The organism is Aeromicrobium sp. JJY06, assembly GCF_044069275.1.
Taxonomy (GTDB): Bacteria; Actinomycetota; Actinomycetes; order Propionibacteriales; family Nocardioidaceae; genus Aeromicrobium; species Aeromicrobium tamlense.
The window spans coordinates 1,825,635-1,848,083 of record NZ_JBIMRD010000001.1 but is presented as its reverse complement, the minus strand read 5'-3'; the positions used below and the strand labels follow the sequence as shown (position 1 = coordinate 1,848,083).

Genomic DNA, 22,449 nt, shown 5'->3' with positions numbered 1-22,449 from the left:
ACTGGACGAGGTTTCCCGTCACTTGACGAGGTTTGCGAACCTCGCGAAGTGACGGTTTCCCCGGTTAAGCGGGGAAACCGTCACTCACCGCGGACCACGGCGCCCTTGGCGCGGGCGGCGTCGGCGAGGGTGGCCTGGAAGTCGACCATGGCCCGCGTGAGGGCGGGGTCGCCTGCGGCGAGGATCCGCACGGCCAGCAGACCGGCGTTGCGGGCGTTGCCGATCGCGACCGTGGCCACCGGCACGCCGGCCGGCATCTGCACGATCGAGAGCAGCGAGTCCATCCCGTCGAGGTACTTCAGCGGCACGGGCACGCCGATGACCGGCAGCGGCGTGACCGCGGCGAGCATGCCGGGCAGGTGGGCGGCTCCGCCGGCGCCGGCGATGATGACCTCGATGCCGCGCTCGTGGGCGCGGCGTCCGTACTCGAGCATCTCGTCGGGCATCCGGTGCGCCGAGACGACGTCGGCCTCGTACGCGATCCCGAACTCGGCCACGGCCTGCGCGGCGGCCTCCATCGTGGGCCAGTCCGAGTCGGACCCCATCACGATCCCGACGCGTGCGCGCTCGCTCATCCTTCGACTCCGTCCGTCAGCAGGCTCGCGCTGCGCCGGGCCCGGCGGAGCACGTCTTCGAGGTCGTCGCCCACGGCGGTGACGTGGCCGACCTTGCGGCCGGGCTTCACCGCCTTGCCGTAGAGGTGGACCTTCACGTCGGGCTCGGCCGCGAGGGCGACCGCGCGCTGGGCCTCGAGGTCCTCCACGGCGCCGCCGAGGATGTTGACCATGACCGCCCACGGCTGGCGCGGGGTCGTCGAGCCGAGCGGCAGGCCGGTGACGGCGCGCAGGTGGTTCTCGAACTGACTCGTCACGGCGCCGTCGATCGACCAGTGACCCGTGTTGTGCGGGCGCATCGCGAGCTCGTTGACGAGCACGCGGTCGTCGTCGGTCTCGAACAGCTCGACGGCCAGCATGCCGACCACGCCGAGCTCCTCGGCGACCGTGCGGGCGATGCCGCGGGCCCGCGCCTCGAGGGCGGGGTCGAGATTCGGGGCCGGCGCGATCACCTCGGAGCAGACACCGTTGACCTGGCGCGACTCCACGACCGGGTAGTCGACCATCTCGCCGGTCGCGCTGCGGGCGACCTGCGCCGACAGCTCGCGGCGGAACGGCACGAGCTCCTCCACCAGCAGCTCGCCCTCGGCGCGGAACGGCTCCTCGAGGTCGGCCTCGGACTCGGCCTTCCAGACCCCCTTGCCGTCGTAGCCGCCGCGCGCGGTCTTGACGATCGCCGGGAACCCGAACGTGACGACGTCGGAAGGCTCGCCCACCTCGGCCCAGCGCGGGCACGGGACGCCCAGCTCGGTGAGACGGCGACGCATGACCAGCTTGTCCTGCGCGTGGATCAGCGCGTCGGGTCCGGGACGGCACTCGTGGCCCTCGGCGGCGAGGGTGCGCAGGTGCTCCGGCGGCACGTGCTCGTGGTCGAACGTCACCACGGGGGCGTCGCCGACCGCGGCACGGAGGTCGTCGAGGTCGGTGTGCGAGCCCACGCGGTGGGCACCGATCACCTGGGCGGCGGAGACGTCGGGACCCTCGGCCAGCAGCGCCAGCCGCAGGCCGAGCGCGATCGCCGGGGGCTGCATCATCCGCGCCAGCTGGCCTCCGCCGATCACGGCGACGTCAGGGGCGGGAGCTTCGTGCGTCACGGCGCCAGCCTAGAGCGAACCGGCCCGGGACCGCGGCGGAGGTCGCTCAGCGGGCGCGGAAGGAGCGACGCTCGGTGACGGTGATCGGCGAGAGGGTGCCGAAGCCCTTGATCGGGCGCGGCGGCAGCGCCCGGGTCTCGAACCTGTCGCCGAGCGCGTCGGCGGTGGACTGGTCGACGAGCACGCGGTTGGCGCGCGCCACCTGCGAGAGCCGCGCGGCGAGGTTCACCGGAGGGCCGAACACGTCGCCGAGCCGGCTCAGCACCGACCCCGTGGCCAGACCGACCCGGACGTCGGGCAGCTTCGGCCGGGCGCCGATCGTCGTGATGATGTCGAGCGAGATCCGCGTGGTGTGCACCGGGTCGTGGTGCACGAAGAGCATCGCGTCGCCGAGCGTCTTGATGACGCGCGCGCCGGCCGCCGTGATGAGGTCGCCGCAGCGCGTCTCGAACTCCTCGACCACCGACGCCAGGGCGGTCTCGTCGAGACGGTTCGACAGTGCGGTGAAGCGCGTCATGTCGGCGAACCCGACGGTCATGTCGGTGGTCAGCAGCGCCTGGTCGTTCTCGCCGAGAGCCGTGAGGCGCGCCGCGGCGGCGGCCAGGTGGCGGCGCCAGACGTGCACCATGAGGCGCTCGAAGCCGGGCACCGAGCTCTGCGCGAGCTCGAGGGCGGCCTCGGCGCGGCTCTGCGACTTGCCCCGCACGATGTCGGCCTCCAGCTGGTCGACGAGGATCGTCACCTGCCAGTCGGCCAGGCGCGACATCGTCTGGCCCAGCGCGCGGGTGAGACGGAAGACGGTCTCCTCGTCGAGGATCTCGTGCTCCATCGCGGTGGCCACGATCGCGACCGCGGAGACGTCGGCGTCGCCGAACGCCATCTCCTCGCCCGGATCCGGGAAGCCGAGGTTGCGCCACAGACGGGCGGCCTGCTCGGGGGTGAGTCCGCCCCGCTCGGCCGTCTCGGCGTTCGTGTAGTGCAGCTGCTCGGCGAGGATGACGTCGACCAGCTGCTGGTCGTCAGGACTGCTCATCGCGGCGCGCCTCGGGTGCGTGGGAGGCCAGCACGAGCCGCGAGATGCGGCGGTGGAAGTCCTCGATGTGGGGGATGTCGTGCAGCTGCAGGCCGGCCTGCTGGCTGGCGTCGTGGATGATCAGCGTGCCGCAGCGCAGGACCCGGTCGATCAGGCCCTTCTCGTAGGCGACGTCGTTGATGCGGGCGAGCGGGATGATCCGGCCGCTGCGCGTCAGGATGCCCTTCTGCTCGATCAGGCGCCGGTTCGTGAGGGTGTAGGTCCAGGTGAGCCAGCGCAGGAACGGCAGCAGCGTGCCCCAGACGAACAGCACCGCCAGGACGACGATCCCGGCCAGTCGCGGAGTGCCTCCGCCCGAGTCGCCGACCGCACCGGCGAAGTACCCGCCGACCAGCATGATCGCCAGGCCGACGAGGAAGGGCACGATCAGCACCTTGAGGTGGGTGCGGGTCTCGGCCTCGACCACCTCGTCGTCGAGCAGCAGCTTCTCGGACAGCATGCCGCCATGATCCCACGACGGACCGACGGCGGGGATCACGCCGGGCGCAGGTGCGTCACGTCACCGGCCGACCACGGCACGCCGTCGACGACGAGGCAGCCCGACGCGTCGATACCGGTCGCCTCGCCCACCACGTCGGAGCCGTCGGCGCGCTCGATCCGCACCTGCCGCCCGATCGTGGAGCACGTGGCCGCGTAGGCGTCGGCCAGCTCGGCGGCGCTCGCGGGGTCGCGCCAGAGCTCGAGCCGCTCGCGCAGGCGGCGCAGCAGCACCGGAAGGATCTCGGTGCGGTCGGTGGTGCTCGCGCCCTCCAGCAGCAGCGAGGTCGCCCGCTCCACCGGCAGGTCCTCGGCGGAGAGGCCGACGTTGAGGCCGACTCCCACCACCGCCGCCGCGCCGATCGAGGTCTCGACGCGCTCGACGAGGATCCCGCAGAGCTTGCGACGGTCCTCGACGAGGACGTCGTTGGGCCACTTGAGCGCGGCGTCGACGCCCAGCTCGCGCACGGTGTCGACGACGGCCAGGCCCGTGACGAGCGGCAGCCACGGCCAGCGCGTCGGCGGCACCTCGGTGGGACGGACCAGCACCGAGACGGCGATGCCCGTGTACCGCGGCATCGTGAAGGTGCGGTCGAGGCGACCCCGGCCCGCGGCCTGGTGGTCGGTGGTGTGCACGGTCCACTCGGGCGCGCCGTCGTGAGCGGCCTGCGCGAGGTCGGCGTTCGTGCTGGCGGTCTCGTCGGTGATGTGGACCTCGAACCCGACGGCGTCGGCTCGCAGGCGGTCGCGGTCGAGGGGGGCCAGGTGGGGCTGCTGCACGGGCCCACCCTCGCACAGTCGACGGTGCGCCCAGTCCCTTGATGAGGCTCGGATCACTGCCGGTTAGGGTGTTCGCCATGACCGACGCCCTGCCCGACACCCCGCTGGAGGAGCACCCCGAGCTCCACACCACCGCCGGCAAGCTGGCCGACTACGAACGCCGTCACCACGAGGCGACCGTGGAGGTGGCCGAGCGTGCCGCCGAGAAGCAGCACGCCCGCGACCGCAAGAGCGCCCGTGAGCGGATCGAGCAGCTGCTCGACGAGGGCTCGTTCGTCGAGCTCGACGCGCTGGCCCGCCACCGCGCCACGTCGTTCGGCCTGGACAAGAACCGTCCGCTCGGCGACGGCGTCATCACCGGCTACGGCACGATCGACGGCCGCCAGGTGTGCGTCTTCAGCCAGGACTTCAGCATCTTCGGCGGCAGCCTCGGCGAGGTCTACGGCGAGAAGATCACCAAGGTCATGGACCTGGCGATCAAGTCCGGCTGCCCCATCATCGGCATCAACGAGGGCGCCGGCGCGCGCATCCAGGAGGGCGTCGTCTCGCTCGGCCTGTACGGCGAGATCTTCCGCCGCAACGTGCACGCCTCGGGCGTCATCCCGCAGATCTCGCTCATCATGGGCAACTGCGCCGGCGGTCACGTCTACTCCCCCGCGGTCACCGACTTCACGGTCATGGTCGACGGCACCTCGGGCATGTTCATCACCGGACCCGACATCATCAAGACGGTCACCGGCGAGGACGTCACGATGGAGGAGCTGGGCGGCGGTCGCACGCACAACACCAAGAGCGGCAACTCGCACTATCTGGCCTCCGACGAGGACGACGCGCTCGAGTACGTCAAGGCGCTCATCTCCTACATGCCGCAGAACAACATGGAGGAGCCCGAGGCGTTCCCCGAGGTCGTCGACCTCGAGCCGACCGACCTCGACGTCGCGCTCGACACGCTCATCCCCGACTCGGCGAACCAGCCCTACGACATCCGCACCGTCATCGAGACCGTGCTGGACGACCAGGAGTTCCTCGAGGTCCAGGCGCTCTTCGCGCCGAACCTGGTCATCGGCTTCGGCCGCGTGGAGGGCAAGAGCGTCGGCGTCGTGGCCAATCAGCCGATGCAGTTCGCCGGCTGCCTGGACATCGACGCGTCCGAGAAGGCCGCGCGCTTCGTGCGCACGTGCGACGCGTTCAACATCCCGGTCCTGACCTTCGTCGACGTGCCCGGCTTCCTGCCCGGCACCGACCAGGAGTGGAACGGCATCATCCGCCGCGGCGCGAAGCTGATCTACGCCTACGCCGAGGCCACCGTCCCGCTCGTCACGATCATCACGCGCAAGGCCTACGGCGGCGCCTACGACGTCATGGGCTCGAAGCACCTCGGCGCCGACATCAACCTGTCGTGGCCCACGGGCCAGATCGCCGTCGTCGGCGCGTCGGGTGCGGTCAACATCCTGTACCGCCGCGAGATCGCCGCGGCCGACGATCCCGAGGCGCTGCGCGCGGACCTGATGACCGAGTACGAGGACACGCTCTGCAACCCGTACGTGGCGGCCGAGCGTGGCTACATCGACGGCGTCATCAAGCCCAGCCAGACCCGCGCCGAGATCGTCAAGGCGCTGCGCCTGCTGGCGACCAAGCGCGAGACGCTGCCGCCCAAGAAGCACGGGAACATCCCGCTGTGAGCGACGCCGTGGACGAGACCACCGAGACCCCGGAGAGCAAGCCCGTGCTCCGGGTGGTCAAGGGCGACCCGACCGCCGAGGAGCTGGCGGCGCTCGTCGCGGTCGTCGCCGCGCGCAACGCCGCCGCGGCCGCCGCGGCTGCCGACTCGAAGCCGAGGCCGCGCAGCCAGTGGGGTCACCCCACGCGCCAGCACCGCACGCCGCACCGCTTCGGCCCCGGCCAGTGGCGCGCCTCCGCCTTCTGACGCACGACCGACGGGGAACGTGTTCTCCGGGCACGTGTGGAACGATCGAGGCATGACCCTGCGCCCCGAGCCCGACGTGTCGCACGCCGACTGGTTCACCGGTGCGGCCGAGGGCTGGCCGATCCTCGCCATGCAGGGCCCTCCGGGGTTCGAGGCCTACGCGACCGTCCCGTACGACGACGGCGAGTCCGAGACCTACCGCAGCGACGATGCGATCATGGCGATCGTCGTCGAGATCGCCGCCCGGCACACGCGCACCCCGGACGACGTCTTCTTCGGCCTCTGGGACGGCTGGGGCGAGCTGACCGACGCCGGCCGCGCCTACACGACCCTGCGCGGCAACTGGCTGCGCGACCTGTGGTTCCGCCCCACCCCGCCGCGCATCAGGCCCGCGTTCGACGACGACGTCCTCGACGCCCCGAAGATCGACCTCGAGGGCGAGCGCTCCTACCTGCTGTTCCGCGGCCCCGCTTCGGACGTGGGCGACTGGGGCGCGCGCCCGTACGGCACCGACGTCGAGCGCACCCTGCCGCCCGCCTCGCTGACGTGGCCCGCCGATCGCGCCTGGTTCGTCGCCGCCGACGTCGACCCCACGTGGCTGTGCGTCGGCGGGTCGCAGCGACTGATCGACGAGGTGCTGGCCCACCCCGACCTGAGCGCCGAGGTCGCCACCCACGGCGCCGTGCCCGCCCTCGACCCGGAGGACCGATGAGATTCGTCCTGGCCTCGCAGTCCCCCGCCCGACTCAGCACGCTGCAGCGGGCCGGCATCGACCCCGAGGTCGTCGTGTCGGGCGTGGACGAGGACGGCATCGCCGCCACCACCCCGGCCGAGCTGTCCACCGAGCTCGCGCGCCTGAAGTGCCGAGCCGTCGCGCCCGACCACCCCGACGCCCTCGTGCTCGGCTGCGACTCGGTGCTGGAGTTCGACGGGCGAGTCCTCGGCAAGCCCCACGACCCCGAGGTCGCCCGGCGCCGCTGGTACGAGATGCGCGGCAACGTGGGTGTCCTGCACACCGGGCACTGCCTGCGCCTGGGCGACGACGAGGTCGTGCGTCACGCCGCCACGCGCGTGCACTTCGCTCACGTCACCGACGAGGAGATCGAGGCCTACGTCGCCACCGGCGAGCCGCTGCACGTCGCCGGCGCCTTCACGATCGACGGCCTCGGCGCGGCGTTCGTGACCCGGATCGAGGGCGACCACCACAACGTGGTCGGCGTCAGCGTCCCCGCGGTCCGCGAGATGGCCCGGGACCTCGGAGTGGAGTGGACCGACCTCTGGCGCTGAGCATGGCACGATGGCGGCGTCACGCCGCTCGTCTCGGGGAGAGAACGTTGATCAAGATCGTCGCCTGCGCCGGCTCCGTCCTGCTCGCCATCACGGCCCTCAGCTGGCCCTCCACTGCCGAGGCGCCCGCGGCCGACACCGCGATGATGCTCGTCATGGACGCCTCGGGCTCGATGGCCGAGCGCACCGGCGGCGGGACCACACGGATCCAGGCCGCGAAGGATGGCCTCGAGGCAGTGATCGACGGCCTGCCGGACGAGCAGCGGGTGGGCTTTCGCGTGTACGGTGCCAGCGACGTCGCCGAGGACGACCCGGCGGCGTGCACCGACTCCGAGCGCATCGTCGACCTCGGCACCGACAACCGCGACGACCTGCGACGGGCCGTGGCCGACTACGAGCCCGTCGGCTGGACGCCCACGAGCCATGCGCTCCGCGAGGCGGCGAAGGACCTCGGCGACACCGGCCAGCGCACGATCGTGCTGGTCTCGGACGGGGAGCCCACGTGCGACCCCGACCCGTGCGTGGTCGCTCGCGAGATCGCCGCGAACGGGATCGACATCCGCATCGACGTCGTGGGCTTCGACGTCTCCGGCAGGGCCAAGAAGACGCTCCAGTGCGTCGCGGACGAGGGCAACGGCACGTACTACGACGCCGACGACGCCGAGAGCCTGACCGACAGCCTGCGCGTCTCCTCCGTGCGGGCGGCACGCCCCTTCGACCTCACCGGCACGCCCGTACAGGGGACGCCCGGCGAGGACGGCGCGCCGCTGCTCGAGCGCGGCCAGTACACCGACACGATCGCGGCCGACGGCGCGGCGCACTACCGCCTCGCGCGCACGGCCCCGGACTCGACCCTCCACGTCGGCGCGGTGATCCGCGGCATCAGCGGCGACCTCGGCGCCGCCGCCACGCTGCGCGTCCAGCGCATCGCCGGACTCATGTGCGCAGCGTCCACCACCTACGGCCTCGACATGGCCAGCCGGGCTCCGGTCTACTACGGCGGCGTCGCGAGCTGGGTCAAGGACCCGGAGTCGCAGTGCCGCACGGACGAGGAGCTCGGCCTCCAGGTCGACCGCACCGTCGGCAACCTCGAGGGCCGCCCGATCGAGCTGTCGGTCTACGAGGAGCCGCCCATCACGTCCGACCTGGCCGCGGGGACCGCCGGCGACGAGCCCGGCTGGAAGGCACCGACCCCCGGCACCCCCACCGAGGCCGTCCCCGGCACGAGCATCGCCAACGCCCCCGAGGTCGGACCCGGCACGTACCAGCTCGACATCAGTGCGGGTGAGACCCAGGTCCTGGCCGTCCCCGTCGACTGGGGCGAGCAGGTCCGTGCGCAGGTCGACGCCCAGCTCACCGACGAGGTCCGCGACGCAGCCAGCATCGGCAGCGGCCTGGAGGTCACGGTCATCAATCCGCTGCGCCGCGACGTCACGATCAGCCAGTACGCCAAGTGGCCCGGCGACTGGACGCGCGACCCGTGGGCGAACCTGCGGGAGAACGTCGCGTTCCGCACCGGCGCGATGTCGTGGCCGCTGCACCCGGCCAACCGCGCGCAGAACGACCCTCGCCGCCAGGCGGCGTCGCTCGCCGGGATGCACTACGTCCTGGTGAGCCTCAAGCTCCGCGGCGACGAGACGAACCTTCCGTACACGCTGACCCTCGGCCGCGAGAACGTGCTCGGCGACGTGGCGCCCACCTACGCCGAGGTCGACGGCCTCACCGCGCCGGAGGCCGGCTCGCGACTCGTCGACTCGCCCGTGACGGCAGCCGACGACGAGCCCGCGGACGGAGCGGACGACGCACCGGACACGGCGTCCGACGAGTCGGGCTCGATCATCGGGTGGGTCGTCGGCGGAGCGGTCGCCCTCGGCGTGCTCGCCGCGGCGGTCGCGCTGGTCGCGCGTCGCCGCCGCTGATCAGCGGTCGTCGCTCGCGGTGGCCCTCCCGGCCTGCGGCAGGACCACCGAGGTGCCGGCGGATCCCGGCCAGCAGGAGAAGCCGATCGGCACCTCCTGGCCGGCCTTGACCATCTCCTCGAGCGTGTCGAGGCACTTCGAGACGAGCACGTTGGGATCGCGCGAGACCGAGCCGGCCAGGTTCTTGTTGGCCTGGGCCTGCGCCTTCGCGGTCGCCTCCCGCTGCTCGGCGATGCGCGTGTTGGCGACCTCGGCCTGGTAGGCGTTGATCTTCTCCTGCGTCTGCTGGTCGAAGCGCACGATCGGCAGGATCACGGACTTGACCTCCACGTCGTCGCCGACGCGCTTCGCGAGCGCCTCCTGCACGAGCCGGGAGAACGCGTTGAGGTCCACGCCGGCCGAGGTCGTGGTGCCGTCGGCCGACGTCCCCTGCTTGACCGAGGCCAGCGGGTCGTAGTCGCCGAGCACCTCGTTCAGCGCGGCCTTGAGCTCACGCGTGACGAGCGAGTCGCGGATGTTCTCCATCTGTCGGTAGTCCTGGTAGAGCTCCTTGCCGGCGTCGAGCTTGATGCGCCACCGGATCGTCGCGTCGACCCCGGCCGTGGACCCGTTGCCGATGCGCACGTCGATCGCGTGGTCCTGACCGGTGAAGTTGTCGGTCTGGATCGTCCCGTCGAGCTTGTTGACCTTCTCCCACGGCGCCTTGAGGTGCAGGCCGTTCGACAGGACGTCGACCGGGCGGCCGAACGAGGTGACGACGCCGATCTCACGAGTCGGGACGATCGCGGTCATCGACACGAACGCCACGACGAGCGCCAGCAGGCCGAGGCCGAGCGCGGTCCACGTGGCGGGAGCCGCGGACCTCCCGGACGACCGCAGCTGGCGACGCACCAGCAACGACACCACGAATCCCACGACCAGGACCACCAGCACGAACACCATGAACACCGCGAGACCTCCCGAGACGGCACGAGACAGGGCGCCCCACCCTATCCACGACGGGCCGCCGACCGGGCGAGGGACGGTCAAGTGGCCCACAGGTCATGGTCGACGTGGGACCATGGAGACATCATGGCTACGTCACAGCGTCCTCGACGCCACCTCGCAAGCAGCCCGTTCGCGCCCAAGCCGGTCGTCGTCGACGAGGTCTACGAGGCGGGCGCCCGCGTCTCCCACGACTCGTTCGGACTCGGCCGCGTGGTCAGCGTCCAGGGGTCCTCGTCGGTCCAGGTCGACTTCGGCTCCGGCGCCAAGCACGTGCCGCTGCCGTGCCGCTCGATGACCGCCCTCTGACGGTCCCTACTCCACCGGCAGGCCGAGCGAGCGTGCGATGAGCATGCGCTGCACCTCGCTCGTGCCCTCGCCGATCTCGAGGATCTTCGCGTCCCGGTAGAACCGGGCCACGGGGTACTCCTCCATGAAGCCGTAGCCGCCGAACACCTGGGTGGCCACGCGGGTCGCCGTGACGGCGGCCTCCGAGCTGTAGAGCTTCGCCACCGACGCCGCCTGCTTGAAGCGCTGGCCGGTGATGCCCGCGTCCTTCATCGCCGCGGCCTGGTAGGTCAGCGCGCGCGACGCGTCCGCCATCACCTTGAGGTCGGCGATCTGGAACGCCACGCCCTGCTTGCGGCCGATGGGCCCGCCGAACGTCTGCCGCTCCCCCGCGTACCGCACGCACTGCTCGAGGCACGCCTCGATGAGGCCCACCGCGAGGGCCGCGATCGCGACGCGACCGTCGTCGAGCGTCGCGAGGAACTGCGCGTAGCCGCGGCCCCGGTCGCCGAGCAGGTGGTCGGCCGGCACGCGCACGCCGCTGAAGCTGAGCGCGTGGGTGTCGCTGATGTGCCAGCCGAGCTTGTCGTAGCCGGCCTCCGCCACGAACCCGGGCGTGCCCGCCGGCACGACGATCGCCGAGATCTCCGGACGGCCGTCCTCGCGGGTGCCCGTGCGGGCCGTGACCGTGACGAGCGAGGTGATCTCGCTGCCGGAGTTCGTGATGAACTGCTTCGCGCCGTCGACGACCCACGTGTCGCCGTCGAGCACGGCCTTCGTCGCGGTGGCGCCGGCGTCCGACCCGGCCCCGGGCTCGGTGAGGCCGAAGCCGGCGAGCGCGCGGCCGGCGACGAGGTCGGGCAGCCACCGCTCCTTCTGCTCGGTCGTGCCGAAGGTCTGGATCGGGTTGATGCCCAGGCCGACGCCGGCCTCGAGGGTGATGCCGATCGACTGGTCCACCCGGCCGAGCTCCTCGATCGCCAGGCACAGGCTGGTGAAGTCGGCGCCGGAGCCGCCGTACTCCTCGGGCGCTGTCAGGCCGAACAGGCCGAGGTCGCCCATCGCGCGCACGACGTCGACCGGGAAGTGGTGGTCCTTGTCCCACTGCGCGACGTGGGGAGCGATCCGCTCGGCGGCGAAGTCCCGGACGACGCGACGGAAGTCCTCGTGCTCGCGTGACAGTTCGAAGTCCATGACCGAAGGTTAACAGGCGTTAACCTCGCTGGGGCGACGAAATGGCCTGCACCACACTCCCTTAGACTCGCGACTGCCGTTCAGACGCGAGGAGTATTCGTGAGCAAGCCCCTGCAGAAGGTCCTGGTCGCCAACCGTGGTGAGATCGCGGTCCGTGTGATTCGAGCCGCGAAGGATTCCGGCATCGGGAGCGTGGCGGTCTACGCCGAGCCCGACCGCGACGCGCTCTTCGTGCGTCTCGCCGACGAGGCCTACTCGCTCGAGGGTTCCACCCCGGGCGACTCGTACCTGTCGATCGAGAAGATCATCGCCATCGCGCAGCGCAGCGGCGCCGACAGCGTGCACCCCGGCTACGGCTTCCTGGCCGAGAACGCCGACTTCGCCCAGGCCGTCATCGACGCCGGGCTGATCTGGATCGGCCCGCCGCCGGCCGCCATCGAGAGCCTCGGCGACAAGGCCAAGGCCAAGCACATCGCGCAGATCGCCGACGCGCCGCTCGCGCCCGGCACCAAGGACCCGGTCAAGGACGCCGACGAGATCGTCGAGTTCGCCAAGGAGAACGGCCTGCCGGTCGCCATCAAGGCGGTCTTCGGCGGCGGCGGTCGCGGCCTCAAGGTCGCCCGCACGCTCGAGGAGATCCCCGAGCTCTACGACTCCGCCGTCCGTGAGGCCGTCAGCGCCTTCGGCCGCGGCGAGTGCCTCGTCGAGAAGTTCCTCGACAAGCCGCGCCACGTCGAGACCCAGTGCCTCGCCGACAGCCACGGCAACGTCGTGGTCGTGTCGACCCGCGACTGCTCGCTGCAGCGTCGCCACCAGAAGCTCGTCGAGGAGGCCCCCGCGCCGTTCCTGAGCGAGGACCAGCTGGCGCGCCTCTACTCGTCCTCCAAGGCGATCCTCAAGGAGGCCGGCTACGTCGGCGCCGGAACCTGCGAGTTCCTCGTCGCCCGCGACGGCACCATCAGCTTCCTCGAGGTGAACACCCGCCTCCAGGTCGAGCACCCGGTCTCCGAGGAGGTCACCGGCATCGACCTCGTCCGCGAGATGTTCCGCATCGCCGCCGGCGAGGAGCTGGGCTACGACGACCCCGAGATCATCGGCCACTCGATCGAGTTCCGCATCAACGCCGAGGACGGCGGCCGCGGCTTCCTGCCCGCGCCCGGCACCCTCACCAAGTGGGCTCCCCCGTCCGGCCCCGGCGTCCGCCTCGACGGCGGCTACGAGGAGGGCGAGACCGTCCCCGGCGCGTTCGACTCCCTCGTCGCCAAGCTGATCGTCACCGGCCGCACGCGTGAGCAGGCCATCGAGCGCTCGCGCCGCGCGCTGGACGAGTTCGTGGTCGAGGGCATGCCCACGGTCATCCCGTTCCACCGCGACGTGCTCGACAACGTGGCGTACAACGCCTCCGAGGGCTCGTTCGACGTCTACACGACGTGGATCGAGACCGACTACGACAACCAGCTCGAGCCGTACTCCGGCCCGCTGGCCGACACCGACGAGCCCGCCGAGCGCGAGCGCGTCACCGTCGAGGTCGGCGGCAAGCGCGTCGAGGTCGTCCTGCCGGGCGGCCTGGGCGCCAGCGCGGCGGCTGCGGGCGGCGCGAAGAAGGCCAAGCGCAAGGGCGGCAAGTCCGCCGGCGCGGCCGCCAGCGGCGACTCGCTGACCTCGCCGATGCAGGGCACCGTCGTCAAGCTCGCCGTCGAGGAGGGCCAGGAGATCGCCGAGGGCGACCTGGTCGTCGTCATCGAGGCGATGAAGATGGAGCAGCCCATCAACGCGCACAAGGCGGGCACCGTCACCGGCCTGTCGGCCGCGATCGGCGAGACCATCGGCGCCGGTGCGGTCATCTGCGACCTCAAGGACGCCTGAGTCCCCACCACCGCATCGCGACGCCCCGGCCCTCGGCCGGGGCGTCGTGGCGTTCCGGGGTCAGCGGCCGAGGATGCGACGCAGCCAACCGTCGTTGTTCGGGTCGTCGTGGCCTCCGCACCACTGGCCCGGGGGCGTCGCCGCCTTGACCGCGGCGACGTGCTGGCCGCATCCGGCCCAGGTGGTCTTGCCGCAGGTCCGGCATCGCGTCGGTCGGCACATCAGGACGCCGCCTCCCCCGCCTCGAGCGCGTCGGCGAAGTCGCACACCGCGCCGTAGGCGCGCGCGCCGTGGATCGTCGCCGGACCACCGTGCATGAGGAAGGTGACGCCGATGGCCTCAGCCGCCTCCTGGCGCGTCGCACCGGCCCGGACGGCCGCCTGCGCGTGCGAGGCGATGCAGCCGTCGCACCCTTCGACGACGCCGATCGCCAGCGCGATCAGCTCCTTCGCCCTGCGATCCATGGCGCCGTCGGCGAAGGCGGCGCCCGACAGCTCGCCGAAGCCTCGGTAGACGTCGGGGATCGCCCGGCGCAGCTGACGGTGCAGTGGCGACAGCTCCTTCAGGACGGCCGGGCCGTGCTGGCCGGGCTCGGGGGCGGGGTGGGTCATGTCGGTCCTCTCATGGGTTTGGCTCGATCCCCCCAGGGGGTTACGATGAAGCGTAATCACATCCCCCCAGGGGGTTCAAGCGAGAGGCCGCGACATGACGGACTTCACGATCGGCACACGCGTGCCGACGCCCTACGAGCAGACGGTCGAGCGCGTCCGCTCCCTGCTTGCCGACGCCGGCTTCGGGGTGCTCACCGAGATCGATCTCCGCGCGACGCTGATCGCCAGGCTGGGCGTCGAGACCCCGCCCCGCGTGATCCTCGGTGCGTGCAGGCCCGAGCTCGCCCACCGCGCCCTCGCGACCGACCCGCGGATCGCGACGCTGCTGCCGTGCAACGTCGTCGTGGCGCAGGACGGCGACGGCAGTCGGGTCGACGTCTTCGACCCGGCCGTCATGACCGAGCTGGGATCGTCACCCGAGCTGGCCGCGGTGGCCGCCGAGGCGCGCCGCCGCCTGACCGGCATGATGGACGCACTGGTCCACCACGAGGAGGTCGACGATGCAGCTCGAGCCTGACGAGGTCAAGGCGATCGCCACGCGCCTGAAGCGCGCGAACGGTCACCTCGCGTCGGTGATCCGGATGCTCGAGGAGGGCGCCGAGTGCGAGGACGCACTCACCCAGCTCGCCGCGGTCAACAAGGCGATCGCGCGCGGCGGCTACGCCCTCGTGGCGACCGGGCTGCAGAAGTGCCTCGCCGAGGAGGGTCCCGACAGCGTGGACGCCAAGAAGCTGGAGAAGCTCTTCCTCGCGATGGCCTGACCCGGGATCAGGAGGCGCGGCGGTCGCCCTCGCGCGCCGCGGCGCGGATGTCGGGCGACAGGCCCGGCGTGGCCGCCGGTGCGTGGTGGTCGACCTCGCCGAACGCGACGCCGGTGGCCCAAACGATGAGCGTGACCACGACCCACGTTCCCCAGCCGTCGATCTCGAAGCCGGAGTCCGGCACGATCAGGTCGGTCAGCACGAGGGCGATCGCGGTGAGCGCCAGTCCCCCGGTGATCGTGTAGACGCGCAGCCACTTCGCGCCCATCATGCGCAGCGCCAGGGTGCGCAGCACGACGCTCAGCACCGTGAAGAGCGCGACCGCCGCGACCCACCAGCCGACCGTGAGGTCGAAGCCGTCGAACAGCCACGCCGCGACCCCGAGGGAGACGGCGTTGGCCAGGGCGGCCGAGACGATCGTGAGCCAGAGACGGGGGCTGCGCATGGGACCGATCATCCCATCCGCGACCCTCAGAAGCCGAACCAGTCCGACTTGAGTCCGAACGCCCAGCGCGCGTCGACGCCGGTGATGGTCCTGTTCGCCTTCGAGCCCTTGAGGGTGAGCGAGACGACGCGACCGCCCTGCGTGCCGTGACCGTTGCGCTTCGTGATCGAGATCGACTTCAGCGTGCCGATGTTCGGGTACTTCTTCTGGATCGCCGAGGCGGTGACGGTCTGGCTCCAGGCGTGGTTCTTGTTGCCCGACCAGTTGTCCCACGGATCGCTGACGGCCTTGAGGTAGGCCGTGGAGCCCTGGTTGGTGAAGCCGCCCGACGAGCTCGAGAACTGCGTCAGCGCGGGCGCGCCCTGGTAGGTCAGGATCTTGCCCTTCGTGCCCAGGATCGCGTCGTTCGTCCGCTTGGTCTCGTCGGCGTAGCCGCCGTAGACCTGGCACGAGACGGTGTCGCAGATGTCGTAGTGACGCGACGAGCCGAGGTAGCGCGAGCCGAACGTGCGGGCCGCGACGGACTGCGCCTTGAGCGCCTCCATGCTCCAGCTGGACGGCATCTCGCGTGCGACGACGCCGCGCGTGTAGGCCTCGAGACTCAGGACGTTCACGGTGTCACGCGTGGTCGTCGACGGCTTCGTCGAGCGCAGGGCACCTCGATAGGCCCGCGTGCTGCCGTTCGGCATGACGAGGCGGATCGTGGCCGGGCCCTCGAACTGGGCGTCGGTCTTGAAGGTGCGGAACGCGTACCACTTCGACCCCGACTTGTACGAGACCTGGTTGAGGCCGCGGTTGCTCGGCGAGGTGTCGATGGTCCAGTCCGAGACCGTGCGGCCGCTGACGCTGTTCGGCAGCGTCTGGACGGCGTTGTTCGCCAGCGTGCGCAGCTTGAGCCCGCTCTGGTGCTTCACCTGGACCGAGTTCGTCGTGTCGGCCGAGATCTGCACGCGGATCGTGGCGGACTTGAAGCTGAGCTTCGTGCCCGGGTAGTACTTCTTCAGGATCGCGTCGTACTTCGCGCCGGCGCGGGCGCCGCCCTCGGCGCCGTACTGGCTCATGCCGATGCCGTGGCCGTAGCCGTGGCCCTTGAACGTCACCTTGCCCGCCGAGGGCGTGACGGCGTTCTTCGCGCTCGGCGCGGGCGCCGGCTTGGGGGCGGGCTTGGGCGCGGACGGCTTCGGCGCCGGGGCGGGCGCCGAGGCGCCCTTGTAGCCCACGGTGGCACCGGCAGCGTACGGCTTGCCCGAGTAGGCGCTCACGCGCTCACGGGTCGGCGTCGACCACACCGAGACGCGCACCTGGTACATCGTGCCGCGCTTGAGGCCCTTGATCGCGACGGCGTTCTTGTAGGCCGTGACGTAGCGCTTCTTGCTGCTGCCGGACTCCCAGTACATGATCCGGTAGGCCGGAGCGCCCGACTGCGCCTTCCAGGCGAACCGCAGGCCGGTGGCCGTGCGCGTGGTCAGCTTGACGCCCGTGGGGGCCGTGAACGCGCGGGTGCGGGCCGTGGGCATGGGCTTGCCCGTGTAGGGGCTGACGCGCTGCTTCACGGTCGGGTTCCACACGGACACGCGGAAGACGTAGGTCCGGCGCGAGTTCAGGCCGTAGACGACGGCCTTGGTGCCCGAGACGTTGTAGTACTTCGCACCGGCCGAGCTGCCCGTGGGCGAGACCATGACGCGGTAGCCGGGGGCACCAGAGACCGCGCTCCAGCTGATCGTGGCCGCCGTCGTCGCGGGGGCGACGCGAACGTTCTTCGGGGTCGCGAACTGCTGCGGGGCGGTCGGCGTGGGTGCGCCCGCCGCCGAGGTCGCCTTCGAGATGTAGGTGGCCACGCGGTCGCGCAGGCCTCCCACGGCGCCGATCCAGGCGTAGCCGTACTTGCCCGGGCACGCGGTGGACTTCACGTCGCGGTGGCCGTTGATGACCGAGTACTTCTTGCCGCCGGCGGAGTAGGTGCCCTTCGGGTTCGCGCCGAAGTACTTCACGCGCCAGCCGACCAGCCGCACGACGGCGCTCTTCATGGCGTCGCTGGGCTTCACGTAGTCGAAGTGGCCCATCATCGAGACGCCCGTGGCGTACTGGTTCACGGCGTCGACGCCGGAGTGCGCGGCTCGGACCTGCTTGGTCATGCCACCCTTGCGACCCTCGAAGATCTGGCCGAAGCGGTCGACGAGGAAGTTGTAGCCGATGTCGCACCAGCCGTGGCCCTTGACGTGGTACGTCTGGTAGCTGCGCACGAGGCCCGCCGACTCGGACTTGCTGTAGGTGTTGGAGCCCGCCGTGTGGTGGATGACCACGCCGAGCGCCTTGGGGCGCGTGACCGGGGCGCTGCAGCTGGTGCCGGCGCCGGCCTTCCACTGCGCGCGCGTGATGATCGACGGCATCGGCACGACCTTGGGCGTGCCGTCGGCGGCGACGCTCTCGGTGGTGGCGTCGTCCTCCTCGCCCTCGAACAGCGCCGGGCTGACGGGCGTGACGACCTCGGGCTTGCCCGGGTCGATCGTGGTGACCTTGACGTCCTGCGCGGCGCCCGAGGCGGCCTTCACCTCGACGGCGACGCCGTCGGAGGGCGCCGAGGTCCACAGGGGCGAGGTGCCGGGGCGGCCGCCCTCGACGCTGTCCTCGACGTCGAGCGTCTCCCAGTCGCTCCACTTCCCGTCCGTGCGCACCTGCACGCGCACGGTGACGTCGCTGGCGTCGGAGTCGGCGCTCCAGGTGACCCCGACCATCCGGAAGGGGTCGACCGACGTGCGCTCGACCGCGTCTCCGCCGGCCTCGGGGTCGGGCTCGACCGCGGTCTGCTCGACCTCGACCTCCTCGGACACCGGAGCCGTCGTCGCGGCCTCCTCGGTGGCGGCGGAGGCATTCGGACGCGTCTCGACGATGTCGGTGCCCGCGGCCTGCGCGGGGGCAGGCAGCAGGAGAGCGCCGGCGACGGCGAGTGTGGTCAGACCAATGCTGCAGCGGGTCAGCCAGGAATGCATGGGGGAAGTCCATTCTGTGGCGTTGTACATCTGTTGCTCATGTTGCTGGGGAGCACAGGCATCAGAACACATATCTCGAGGCCGTTCCAGCAGTTCCGGTCTGACCTGCGAAACAACACGCGTGTGATTACAGCCGTGACGACCCGAAATTCAAGTACTGCTTCAGACTTGGCGGTGCAGCCGCCGCGCGACCTCGCCGACCGTGCCCGACATCGACGGGTAGACGCTGAACGCGTCGGCCACGTGGTCGACGGTGAGCGACGCCGAGACGGCGACCGACACGGTATGGATCAGCTCGCTCGCTCGCGGGCCCACGACGACGCCGCCGATGAGCGCGCCGATGCCCTGACGGGCGTACAGCTTCACGAAGCCGTCGTGCACGCCCTGCATCTTCGCGCGCGGGTTCGCCGCGATCGGCAGGATCGCCGTGTCGACCAGCAGGCCCTGCTCGTCGATCTCGCGCTGGCCCACGCCGACGGTGGCGATCTCGGGCGACGTGAAGATGTTGCTCGAGACCTTGCGCAGGTCGAGCGGGTGCACGGCGTCGCCCAGCAGGTGCGCCATCGCGATGCGGCCCTGCTGGGCGGCGACCGAGGCCAGCATGAAGACGCCCGTGCAGTCGCCCGCCGCGTAGACGCCGGGGATGTTCGTCCGGGAGACCTTGTCGACCGCGATGAAGCCGCCGTCGTCGGTGTCGATGCCGACCTCCTCCAGGCCGAGGTCGGCCGTGTTGGGGATCGAGCCGAGGGCCAGCAGGCAGTGCGAGCCGGTGACCGTGCGCCCGTCGGTGAGCGTCACCACGACCTGGTCGCCCTCGCGGCGAGTGGACGCCATGCGGGACTTCCCGAGCACGTTCATGCCGCGGCGGGTGAAGACGTCCTCGATGAGGTTCGCCGCGTCGGGGTCCTCCCCCGGCAGCACGCGGTCGCGGCTGGACACGAGCGTGACCTCGGCGCCGAGGCCGTTGTAGGCGCTGGCGAACTCCGCGCCGGTGACGCCGGAGCCGACGACGATCATGTGCTCGGGCAGCTCGCGCAGCGCGTAGACCTGCTCCCACGTGAGGATGCGCTCGCCGTCGGGCTGGGCGTCGGCGCTGACCCGCGGGTGCGCACCGGTGGCGACGAGGATGCCGTCGGCCGCCAGCCGCACCTCGCCGTCGGGCGTCTGCGCGATGACCGTGCGCGCGTCGGCGATGCGAGCGATGCCCGAGAGCACGGTGACGCCGGCCGAGACGACGCGCTCGGCGATGTCGTCGGACTGCGCCGACGCGAGCCGCAGGACACGGTCGTTGACCGCGGCCAGGTCGGCGCGCGGCGCCTTCGGGACCTCGACGCCCAGCTCGGCCGAACGGCTGACCTCGTGCAGCAGGTCGGACGTGGCGATGAGCGTCTTGCTGGGCACGCAGTCGGTGAGGACCGTGGAGCCGCCGAGCCCGTCGCGCTCGACGAGCGTGACCTCGGCGCCCAGTCGCCGGGCGACCAGCGCCGCCTCGTAGCCGCCGGGTCCGCCACCGATGATCACGACATGGGTCATGACCCGATTGTCCCGCATGCGGGCGTCACCGCCCGCGGCGAGGGTCTCAGCGGGCGAAGCGCGGGAGCTGCGTGGACAGCTCCTCGAACAGGGCGCCGTTGAGGCCGAAGACCACCTTGACCTCGTCGACGACGCGCTGCTGGTCGCGCGGGGTCAGCGGGAGGGAGTCGAGACGGGCACGGTACGCGTCCTTGTACGGCTTGGGCTTCGGCACGGCGTCGAACTGGTAGAACGCGATGCCCTGGCCCTCGGGCAGCTCGAAGGTGCGCGCCAGGATCCGGCCGATGGCCTGACCACCCGACAGGTCGCCGAGGTAGCGCGTGTAGTGGTGCGCGACGAACAGTGCGGGATCGGCGGCCGAGGCCTCGATGCGCGCGACGTAGCGGTCGACGGCGGCACTCTGCACCGGCGGCACGCCCGCGCCGCCGGACCAGTACGCGAGGTCCCGGTCGATCGCGTCGAGGCGGTTGATCGCCGGGTCGATCACGGCGCCGGCGATCGGGTCGTCGGCCAGGCGCGCACCCACGGACTCGAGCGCGGCGTAGATCGGTCGCAGCATCGCCAGGTACTCGGTGTAGCCGGTCTCGTTCACCTGGCCGTCGAGCAGGCAGGACATGAAGCTCGAGCCCTCGGCGTCCTTGTGCTCGGCCTGGGAGCCGTCGCGCATCTGGACGGACAGTCCGGTCTCGGTCGGCAGCACGGTCATGGTCGCGCCTCTCTGTGGGGATGGGTCAATGATATGACACGTTGTCAGATCAAGGTGACACAGTGTCTGAAAGACCACGATGTGGGACGACGATCAGGTGGCCGTCGGGCGCCGGCAGCACGTGCACGCCGATCCCGTAGACCTCCTCGACCCGCTCGGGGGTCAGCACCTCGGCCGGTGTGCCGACGCTGACGATGCGGCCGTCGTGCACCATCGCGATGCGGTCGGCGCGGGCCGCGGCCAGCGAGAGGTCGTGCAGCACGACGACGACGGCACGGCCGGTGGCGGCCAGGTCGCGGGCGACGACCATGACCTCCTCCTGGTGGCGCAGGTCGAGCGCGGCGGTGGGCTCGTCGAGCAGCACCACGTCGGTGCGCTGGGCCAGCACGCGCGCGAGCGACGCCCGCGCCTTCTCGCCACCCGAGAGCGCCGTGAACGGCCGGTCGAGGAGGTGGGCGACGTCGCTGCGGTCGATGGCCTCGGCGATGGCCGCGTCGTCGTCCGCGGCCGAGGCGTGTCCGGTCCACGGGTTGCGGCCCATCTCGACGACCTCGCGGACCGTGAACGGGAAGCTGACCTGGTTGGCCTGCAGCAGCACCGCACGGGTGCGGGCGAGGTCGCCGGCGGACCAGTCGCCCAGCGGACGGCCGTCGAGGCGCACCTCCCCCTCGGCGATGGGCACGTCGCCCGTCAGCGCGCCGAGCAACGTGGACTTGCCGGCGCCGTTCGGGCCGACGAGCGCCAGCACCTCGCCGTGCCGGACGTCGAGGTCGACCCCGCGGACGATGGCACGCCCGCCGAGCCGGCAGACCAGGCCCCGGACCTCGTACGCCGCCGTCATGCCCAGCCTCCGGCCTTCGAGCGCGTGGCGCGCACCAGGTAGAAGAAGAACGGACCACCGATGAGCGACGTCAGCAGACCGATCGGGAGGTCGGACCCGGACACGAGGGTGCGGGCGAGCAGGTCGGCCCACACCAGCAGGGCGGCGCCGCCGATCACGCTGGCGAGCAGCAGGGTGCGGTGCGACGGTCCCAGCAGCATGCGCACGAGGTGCGGCACCACGAGGCCGACGAACGAGATGATGCCGGCGAACGCCACGGCCACGCCGGTGAGCAGCGCCACCAGCAGGATCGAGCCGATGCGCAGCCGCTCCACCCGCAGGCCGAGGTGGGCCGCGGTGCGCTCCCCCAGCGACAGCAGGTCGTAGCGACGCGCGAGCAGGCAGGCGACGACGCAGGCCGGAAGGCCCACGGCGGCGACGATGAGGACCTCGCTCCAGCGCGAGCCGTTCATCGAGCCGAGCTGCCAGAAGACGATTTGCTCCCGCGAGCCGGTGTCGGACGCGAACATCACGAGCGCCAGGCCCGCCCCCGCGAACGCGTTGACGGCGATGCCGGTGAGCAGCAGGGTGACGACCTCGGTGCGCCCGCCCACGCGCGCGGTGGCGTAGACGAGGACCGTGGCCGCGAAGCCGCCGACGAACGCGAGGACCGCGACGCCCCAGCCCGCGAAGGCGGTGATGCCGAACGCGATCGCGATGGACGCGCCGAGGGCGGCACCGGCCGAGACGCCGACCACGCCGGGCTCCGCCAGCGGGTTGCCGAAGATCGCCTGCATGACGGCACCCGCGACGGCCAGCGTGGCACCCACGAGGATGCTCATCGCCACGCGCGGGAAGCGGATCTGCAGGAGCGTCTGCTCGATGATCGTGTCGTCGGGACGCCACGAGGTGTCGATCCCGATGCCGTGCAGCATCGCCCCGGCCACGTCGCGCGGCCCGACGGGCAGCTGGCCGACCGAGGCCGAGACGAACGTGCCGACCACGAGGAGGACGGCGAACCCGGCCAGGACCAGGGTCCGCCGGCCGGTGCTCACCACGC

24 protein-coding genes are annotated in these 22,449 nt (G+C 71.5%); 9 read left to right on the top strand and 15 right to left on the bottom strand.

The features are described 5' to 3' along the window. Positions 1–80: 80 nt before the first annotated feature. Genes purE through ACGWYL_RS08975 form a run of 5 tightly spaced genes read right to left on the bottom strand, consistent with a single transcriptional unit; the run spans position 81 to position 4,058 of the window. Positions 81–575: a 5-(carboxyamino)imidazole ribonucleotide mutase gene (gene purE, locus ACGWYL_RS08995; protein WP_395486989.1), complete on the bottom strand. Its 495-nt coding sequence runs from the start codon at positions 573–575 to the stop codon at positions 81–83. Further along, the gene (locus tag ACGWYL_RS08990) at positions 572–1,708 is read right to left on the bottom strand and encodes a 5-(carboxyamino)imidazole ribonucleotide synthase (protein WP_179426184.1); all 1,137 of its coding nucleotides are present in this window, start codon (positions 1,706–1,708) and stop codon (positions 572–574) included. The genes purE and ACGWYL_RS08990 overlap by 4 nt, the downstream gene beginning before the upstream one ends. A 46-nt stretch (positions 1,709–1,754) precedes the next feature. Beyond that, complete coding sequence (locus tag ACGWYL_RS08985) at positions 1,755–2,741, bottom strand: adenylate/guanylate cyclase domain-containing protein (protein WP_179426186.1); 987 nt, start codon at positions 2,739–2,741, stop codon at positions 1,755–1,757. Continuing rightward, the gene (locus tag ACGWYL_RS08980) at positions 2,728–3,240 is read right to left on the bottom strand and encodes a PH domain-containing protein (RefSeq protein WP_179426188.1); all 513 of its coding nucleotides are present in this window, start codon (positions 3,238–3,240) and stop codon (positions 2,728–2,730) included. Before ACGWYL_RS08980 ends, ACGWYL_RS08985 begins: the two co-directional genes overlap by 14 nt. A 35-nt stretch (positions 3,241–3,275) precedes the next feature. After that, the gene (locus ACGWYL_RS08975; protein ID WP_395486988.1) at positions 3,276–4,058 is read right to left on the bottom strand and encodes a biotin--[acetyl-CoA-carboxylase] ligase; all 783 of its coding nucleotides are present in this window, start codon (positions 4,056–4,058) and stop codon (positions 3,276–3,278) included. Between the two features lie 77 nt (positions 4,059–4,135). On the opposite strand from ACGWYL_RS08975, the gene ACGWYL_RS08970 reads away from it, so the two are divergent. The 5 genes from ACGWYL_RS08970 to ACGWYL_RS08950 are packed head-to-tail and all read left to right on the top strand — an operon-like array spanning position 4,136 to position 9,191. Continuing rightward, positions 4,136–5,740: an acyl-CoA carboxylase subunit beta gene (locus ACGWYL_RS08970; RefSeq protein ID WP_269305473.1), complete on the top strand. Its 1,605-nt coding sequence runs from the start codon at positions 4,136–4,138 to the stop codon at positions 5,738–5,740. Beyond that, on the top strand, positions 5,737–5,985 hold the full coding sequence (locus ACGWYL_RS08965; protein WP_218845867.1) for an acyl-CoA carboxylase subunit epsilon: 249 nt from the start codon (positions 5,737–5,739) through the stop codon (positions 5,983–5,985). Before ACGWYL_RS08970 ends, ACGWYL_RS08965 begins: the two co-directional genes overlap by 4 nt. Before the next feature lie 52 nt (positions 5,986–6,037). Beyond that, a complete protein-coding gene (locus tag ACGWYL_RS08960; RefSeq protein ID WP_269305472.1) occupies positions 6,038–6,697 on the top strand; it encodes a hypothetical protein in 660 nt (219 codons plus the stop codon). Then, positions 6,694–7,272: a nucleoside triphosphate pyrophosphatase gene (locus tag ACGWYL_RS08955; RefSeq protein WP_179426194.1), complete on the top strand. Its 579-nt coding sequence runs from the start codon at positions 6,694–6,696 to the stop codon at positions 7,270–7,272. The genes ACGWYL_RS08960 and ACGWYL_RS08955 overlap by 4 nt, the downstream gene beginning before the upstream one ends. 47 nt (positions 7,273–7,319) lie before the next feature. Continuing rightward, a complete protein-coding gene (locus ACGWYL_RS08950; RefSeq protein WP_395486987.1) occupies positions 7,320–9,191 on the top strand; it encodes a VWA domain-containing protein in 1,872 nt (623 codons plus the stop codon). Here ACGWYL_RS08950 and ACGWYL_RS08945 read toward each other — a convergent pair whose 3' ends face one another. After that, complete coding sequence (locus tag ACGWYL_RS08945) at positions 9,192–10,133, bottom strand: SPFH domain-containing protein (RefSeq protein WP_395486986.1); 942 nt, start codon at positions 10,131–10,133, stop codon at positions 9,192–9,194. A 129-nt stretch (positions 10,134–10,262) separates the two neighbouring features. Here ACGWYL_RS08945 and ACGWYL_RS08940 point away from each other — a divergent pair, with 129 nt between their 5' ends. Further along, positions 10,263–10,484: a hypothetical protein gene (locus ACGWYL_RS08940; protein ID WP_179426200.1), complete on the top strand. Its 222-nt coding sequence runs from the start codon at positions 10,263–10,265 to the stop codon at positions 10,482–10,484. A gap of 6 nt (positions 10,485–10,490) precedes the next feature. Here the strand turns inward: ACGWYL_RS08940 and ACGWYL_RS08935 are convergent, their stop codons facing one another. Beyond that, a complete protein-coding gene (locus tag ACGWYL_RS08935) occupies positions 10,491–11,657 on the bottom strand; it encodes an acyl-CoA dehydrogenase family protein (RefSeq protein WP_395486985.1) in 1,167 nt (388 codons plus the stop codon). 111 nt (positions 11,658–11,768) lie between these two features. Between ACGWYL_RS08935 and ACGWYL_RS08930 the strand changes: the two genes are divergently transcribed. After that, a complete protein-coding gene (locus ACGWYL_RS08930; RefSeq protein ID WP_395487244.1) occupies positions 11,769–13,523 on the top strand; it encodes an acetyl/propionyl/methylcrotonyl-CoA carboxylase subunit alpha in 1,755 nt (584 codons plus the stop codon). A gap of 60 nt (positions 13,524–13,583) precedes the next feature. Here ACGWYL_RS08930 and ACGWYL_RS08925 read toward each other — a convergent pair whose 3' ends face one another. After that, on the bottom strand, positions 13,584–13,745 hold the full coding sequence (locus tag ACGWYL_RS08925; protein WP_269305467.1) for a hypothetical protein: 162 nt from the start codon (positions 13,743–13,745) through the stop codon (positions 13,584–13,586). Next, positions 13,745–14,134 (bottom strand): carboxymuconolactone decarboxylase family protein, encoded by a 390-nt coding sequence (locus tag ACGWYL_RS08920; RefSeq protein ID WP_395486984.1) that lies wholly within the window; start codon positions 14,132–14,134, stop codon positions 13,745–13,747. The genes ACGWYL_RS08925 and ACGWYL_RS08920 overlap by 1 nt, the downstream gene beginning before the upstream one ends. 94 nt (positions 14,135–14,228) lie before the next feature. Between ACGWYL_RS08920 and ACGWYL_RS08915 the strand changes: the two genes are divergently transcribed. Both ACGWYL_RS08915 and ACGWYL_RS08910 read left to right on the top strand, forming a co-directional pair. Then, positions 14,229–14,651 carry a DUF302 domain-containing protein gene (locus tag ACGWYL_RS08915; RefSeq protein ID WP_395486983.1) on the top strand — a complete coding sequence of 141 codons (423 nt, stop codon included), beginning with the start codon at positions 14,229–14,231 and terminating at the stop codon, positions 14,649–14,651. Further along, entirely contained in the window at positions 14,635–14,895 is a 261-nt protein-coding gene (locus ACGWYL_RS08910) for a metal-sensitive transcriptional regulator (RefSeq protein WP_179426208.1), read from the top strand. The genes ACGWYL_RS08915 and ACGWYL_RS08910 overlap by 17 nt, the downstream gene beginning before the upstream one ends. Positions 14,896–14,902: 7 nt before the next feature. Here the strand turns inward: ACGWYL_RS08910 and ACGWYL_RS08905 are convergent, their stop codons facing one another. The 6 genes from ACGWYL_RS08905 to ACGWYL_RS08880 form a co-directional block, all read right to left on the bottom strand. After that, a complete protein-coding gene (locus ACGWYL_RS08905; RefSeq protein ID WP_179426211.1) occupies positions 14,903–15,340 on the bottom strand; it encodes a phage holin family protein in 438 nt (145 codons plus the stop codon). 26 nt (positions 15,341–15,366) lie between these two features. Then, positions 15,367–18,330, bottom strand: coding sequence for a SpoIID/LytB domain-containing protein (locus ACGWYL_RS08900; RefSeq protein ID WP_395486982.1), 2,964 nt, complete (start codon positions 18,328–18,330; stop codon positions 15,367–15,369). 162 nt (positions 18,331–18,492) lie between these two features. Further along, positions 18,493–19,863 carry an NAD(P)H-quinone dehydrogenase gene (locus ACGWYL_RS08895; RefSeq protein WP_395486981.1) on the bottom strand — a complete coding sequence of 457 codons (1,371 nt, stop codon included), beginning with the start codon at positions 19,861–19,863 and terminating at the stop codon, positions 18,493–18,495. A 46-nt stretch (positions 19,864–19,909) separates the two neighbouring features. Then, the gene (locus ACGWYL_RS08890; RefSeq protein WP_179426217.1) at positions 19,910–20,569 is read right to left on the bottom strand and encodes a heme oxygenase (biliverdin-producing); all 660 of its coding nucleotides are present in this window, start codon (positions 20,567–20,569) and stop codon (positions 19,910–19,912) included. 49 nt (positions 20,570–20,618) lie between these two features. Continuing rightward, positions 20,619–21,410 (bottom strand): heme ABC transporter ATP-binding protein, encoded by a 792-nt coding sequence (locus ACGWYL_RS08885; protein WP_269305459.1) that lies wholly within the window; start codon positions 21,408–21,410, stop codon positions 20,619–20,621. Then, positions 21,407–22,447: an iron ABC transporter permease gene (locus tag ACGWYL_RS08880; RefSeq protein WP_269305457.1), complete on the bottom strand. Its 1,041-nt coding sequence runs from the start codon at positions 22,445–22,447 to the stop codon at positions 21,407–21,409. The genes ACGWYL_RS08885 and ACGWYL_RS08880 overlap by 4 nt, the downstream gene beginning before the upstream one ends. Between the last annotated feature and the right edge of the window lie 2 nt (positions 22,448–22,449).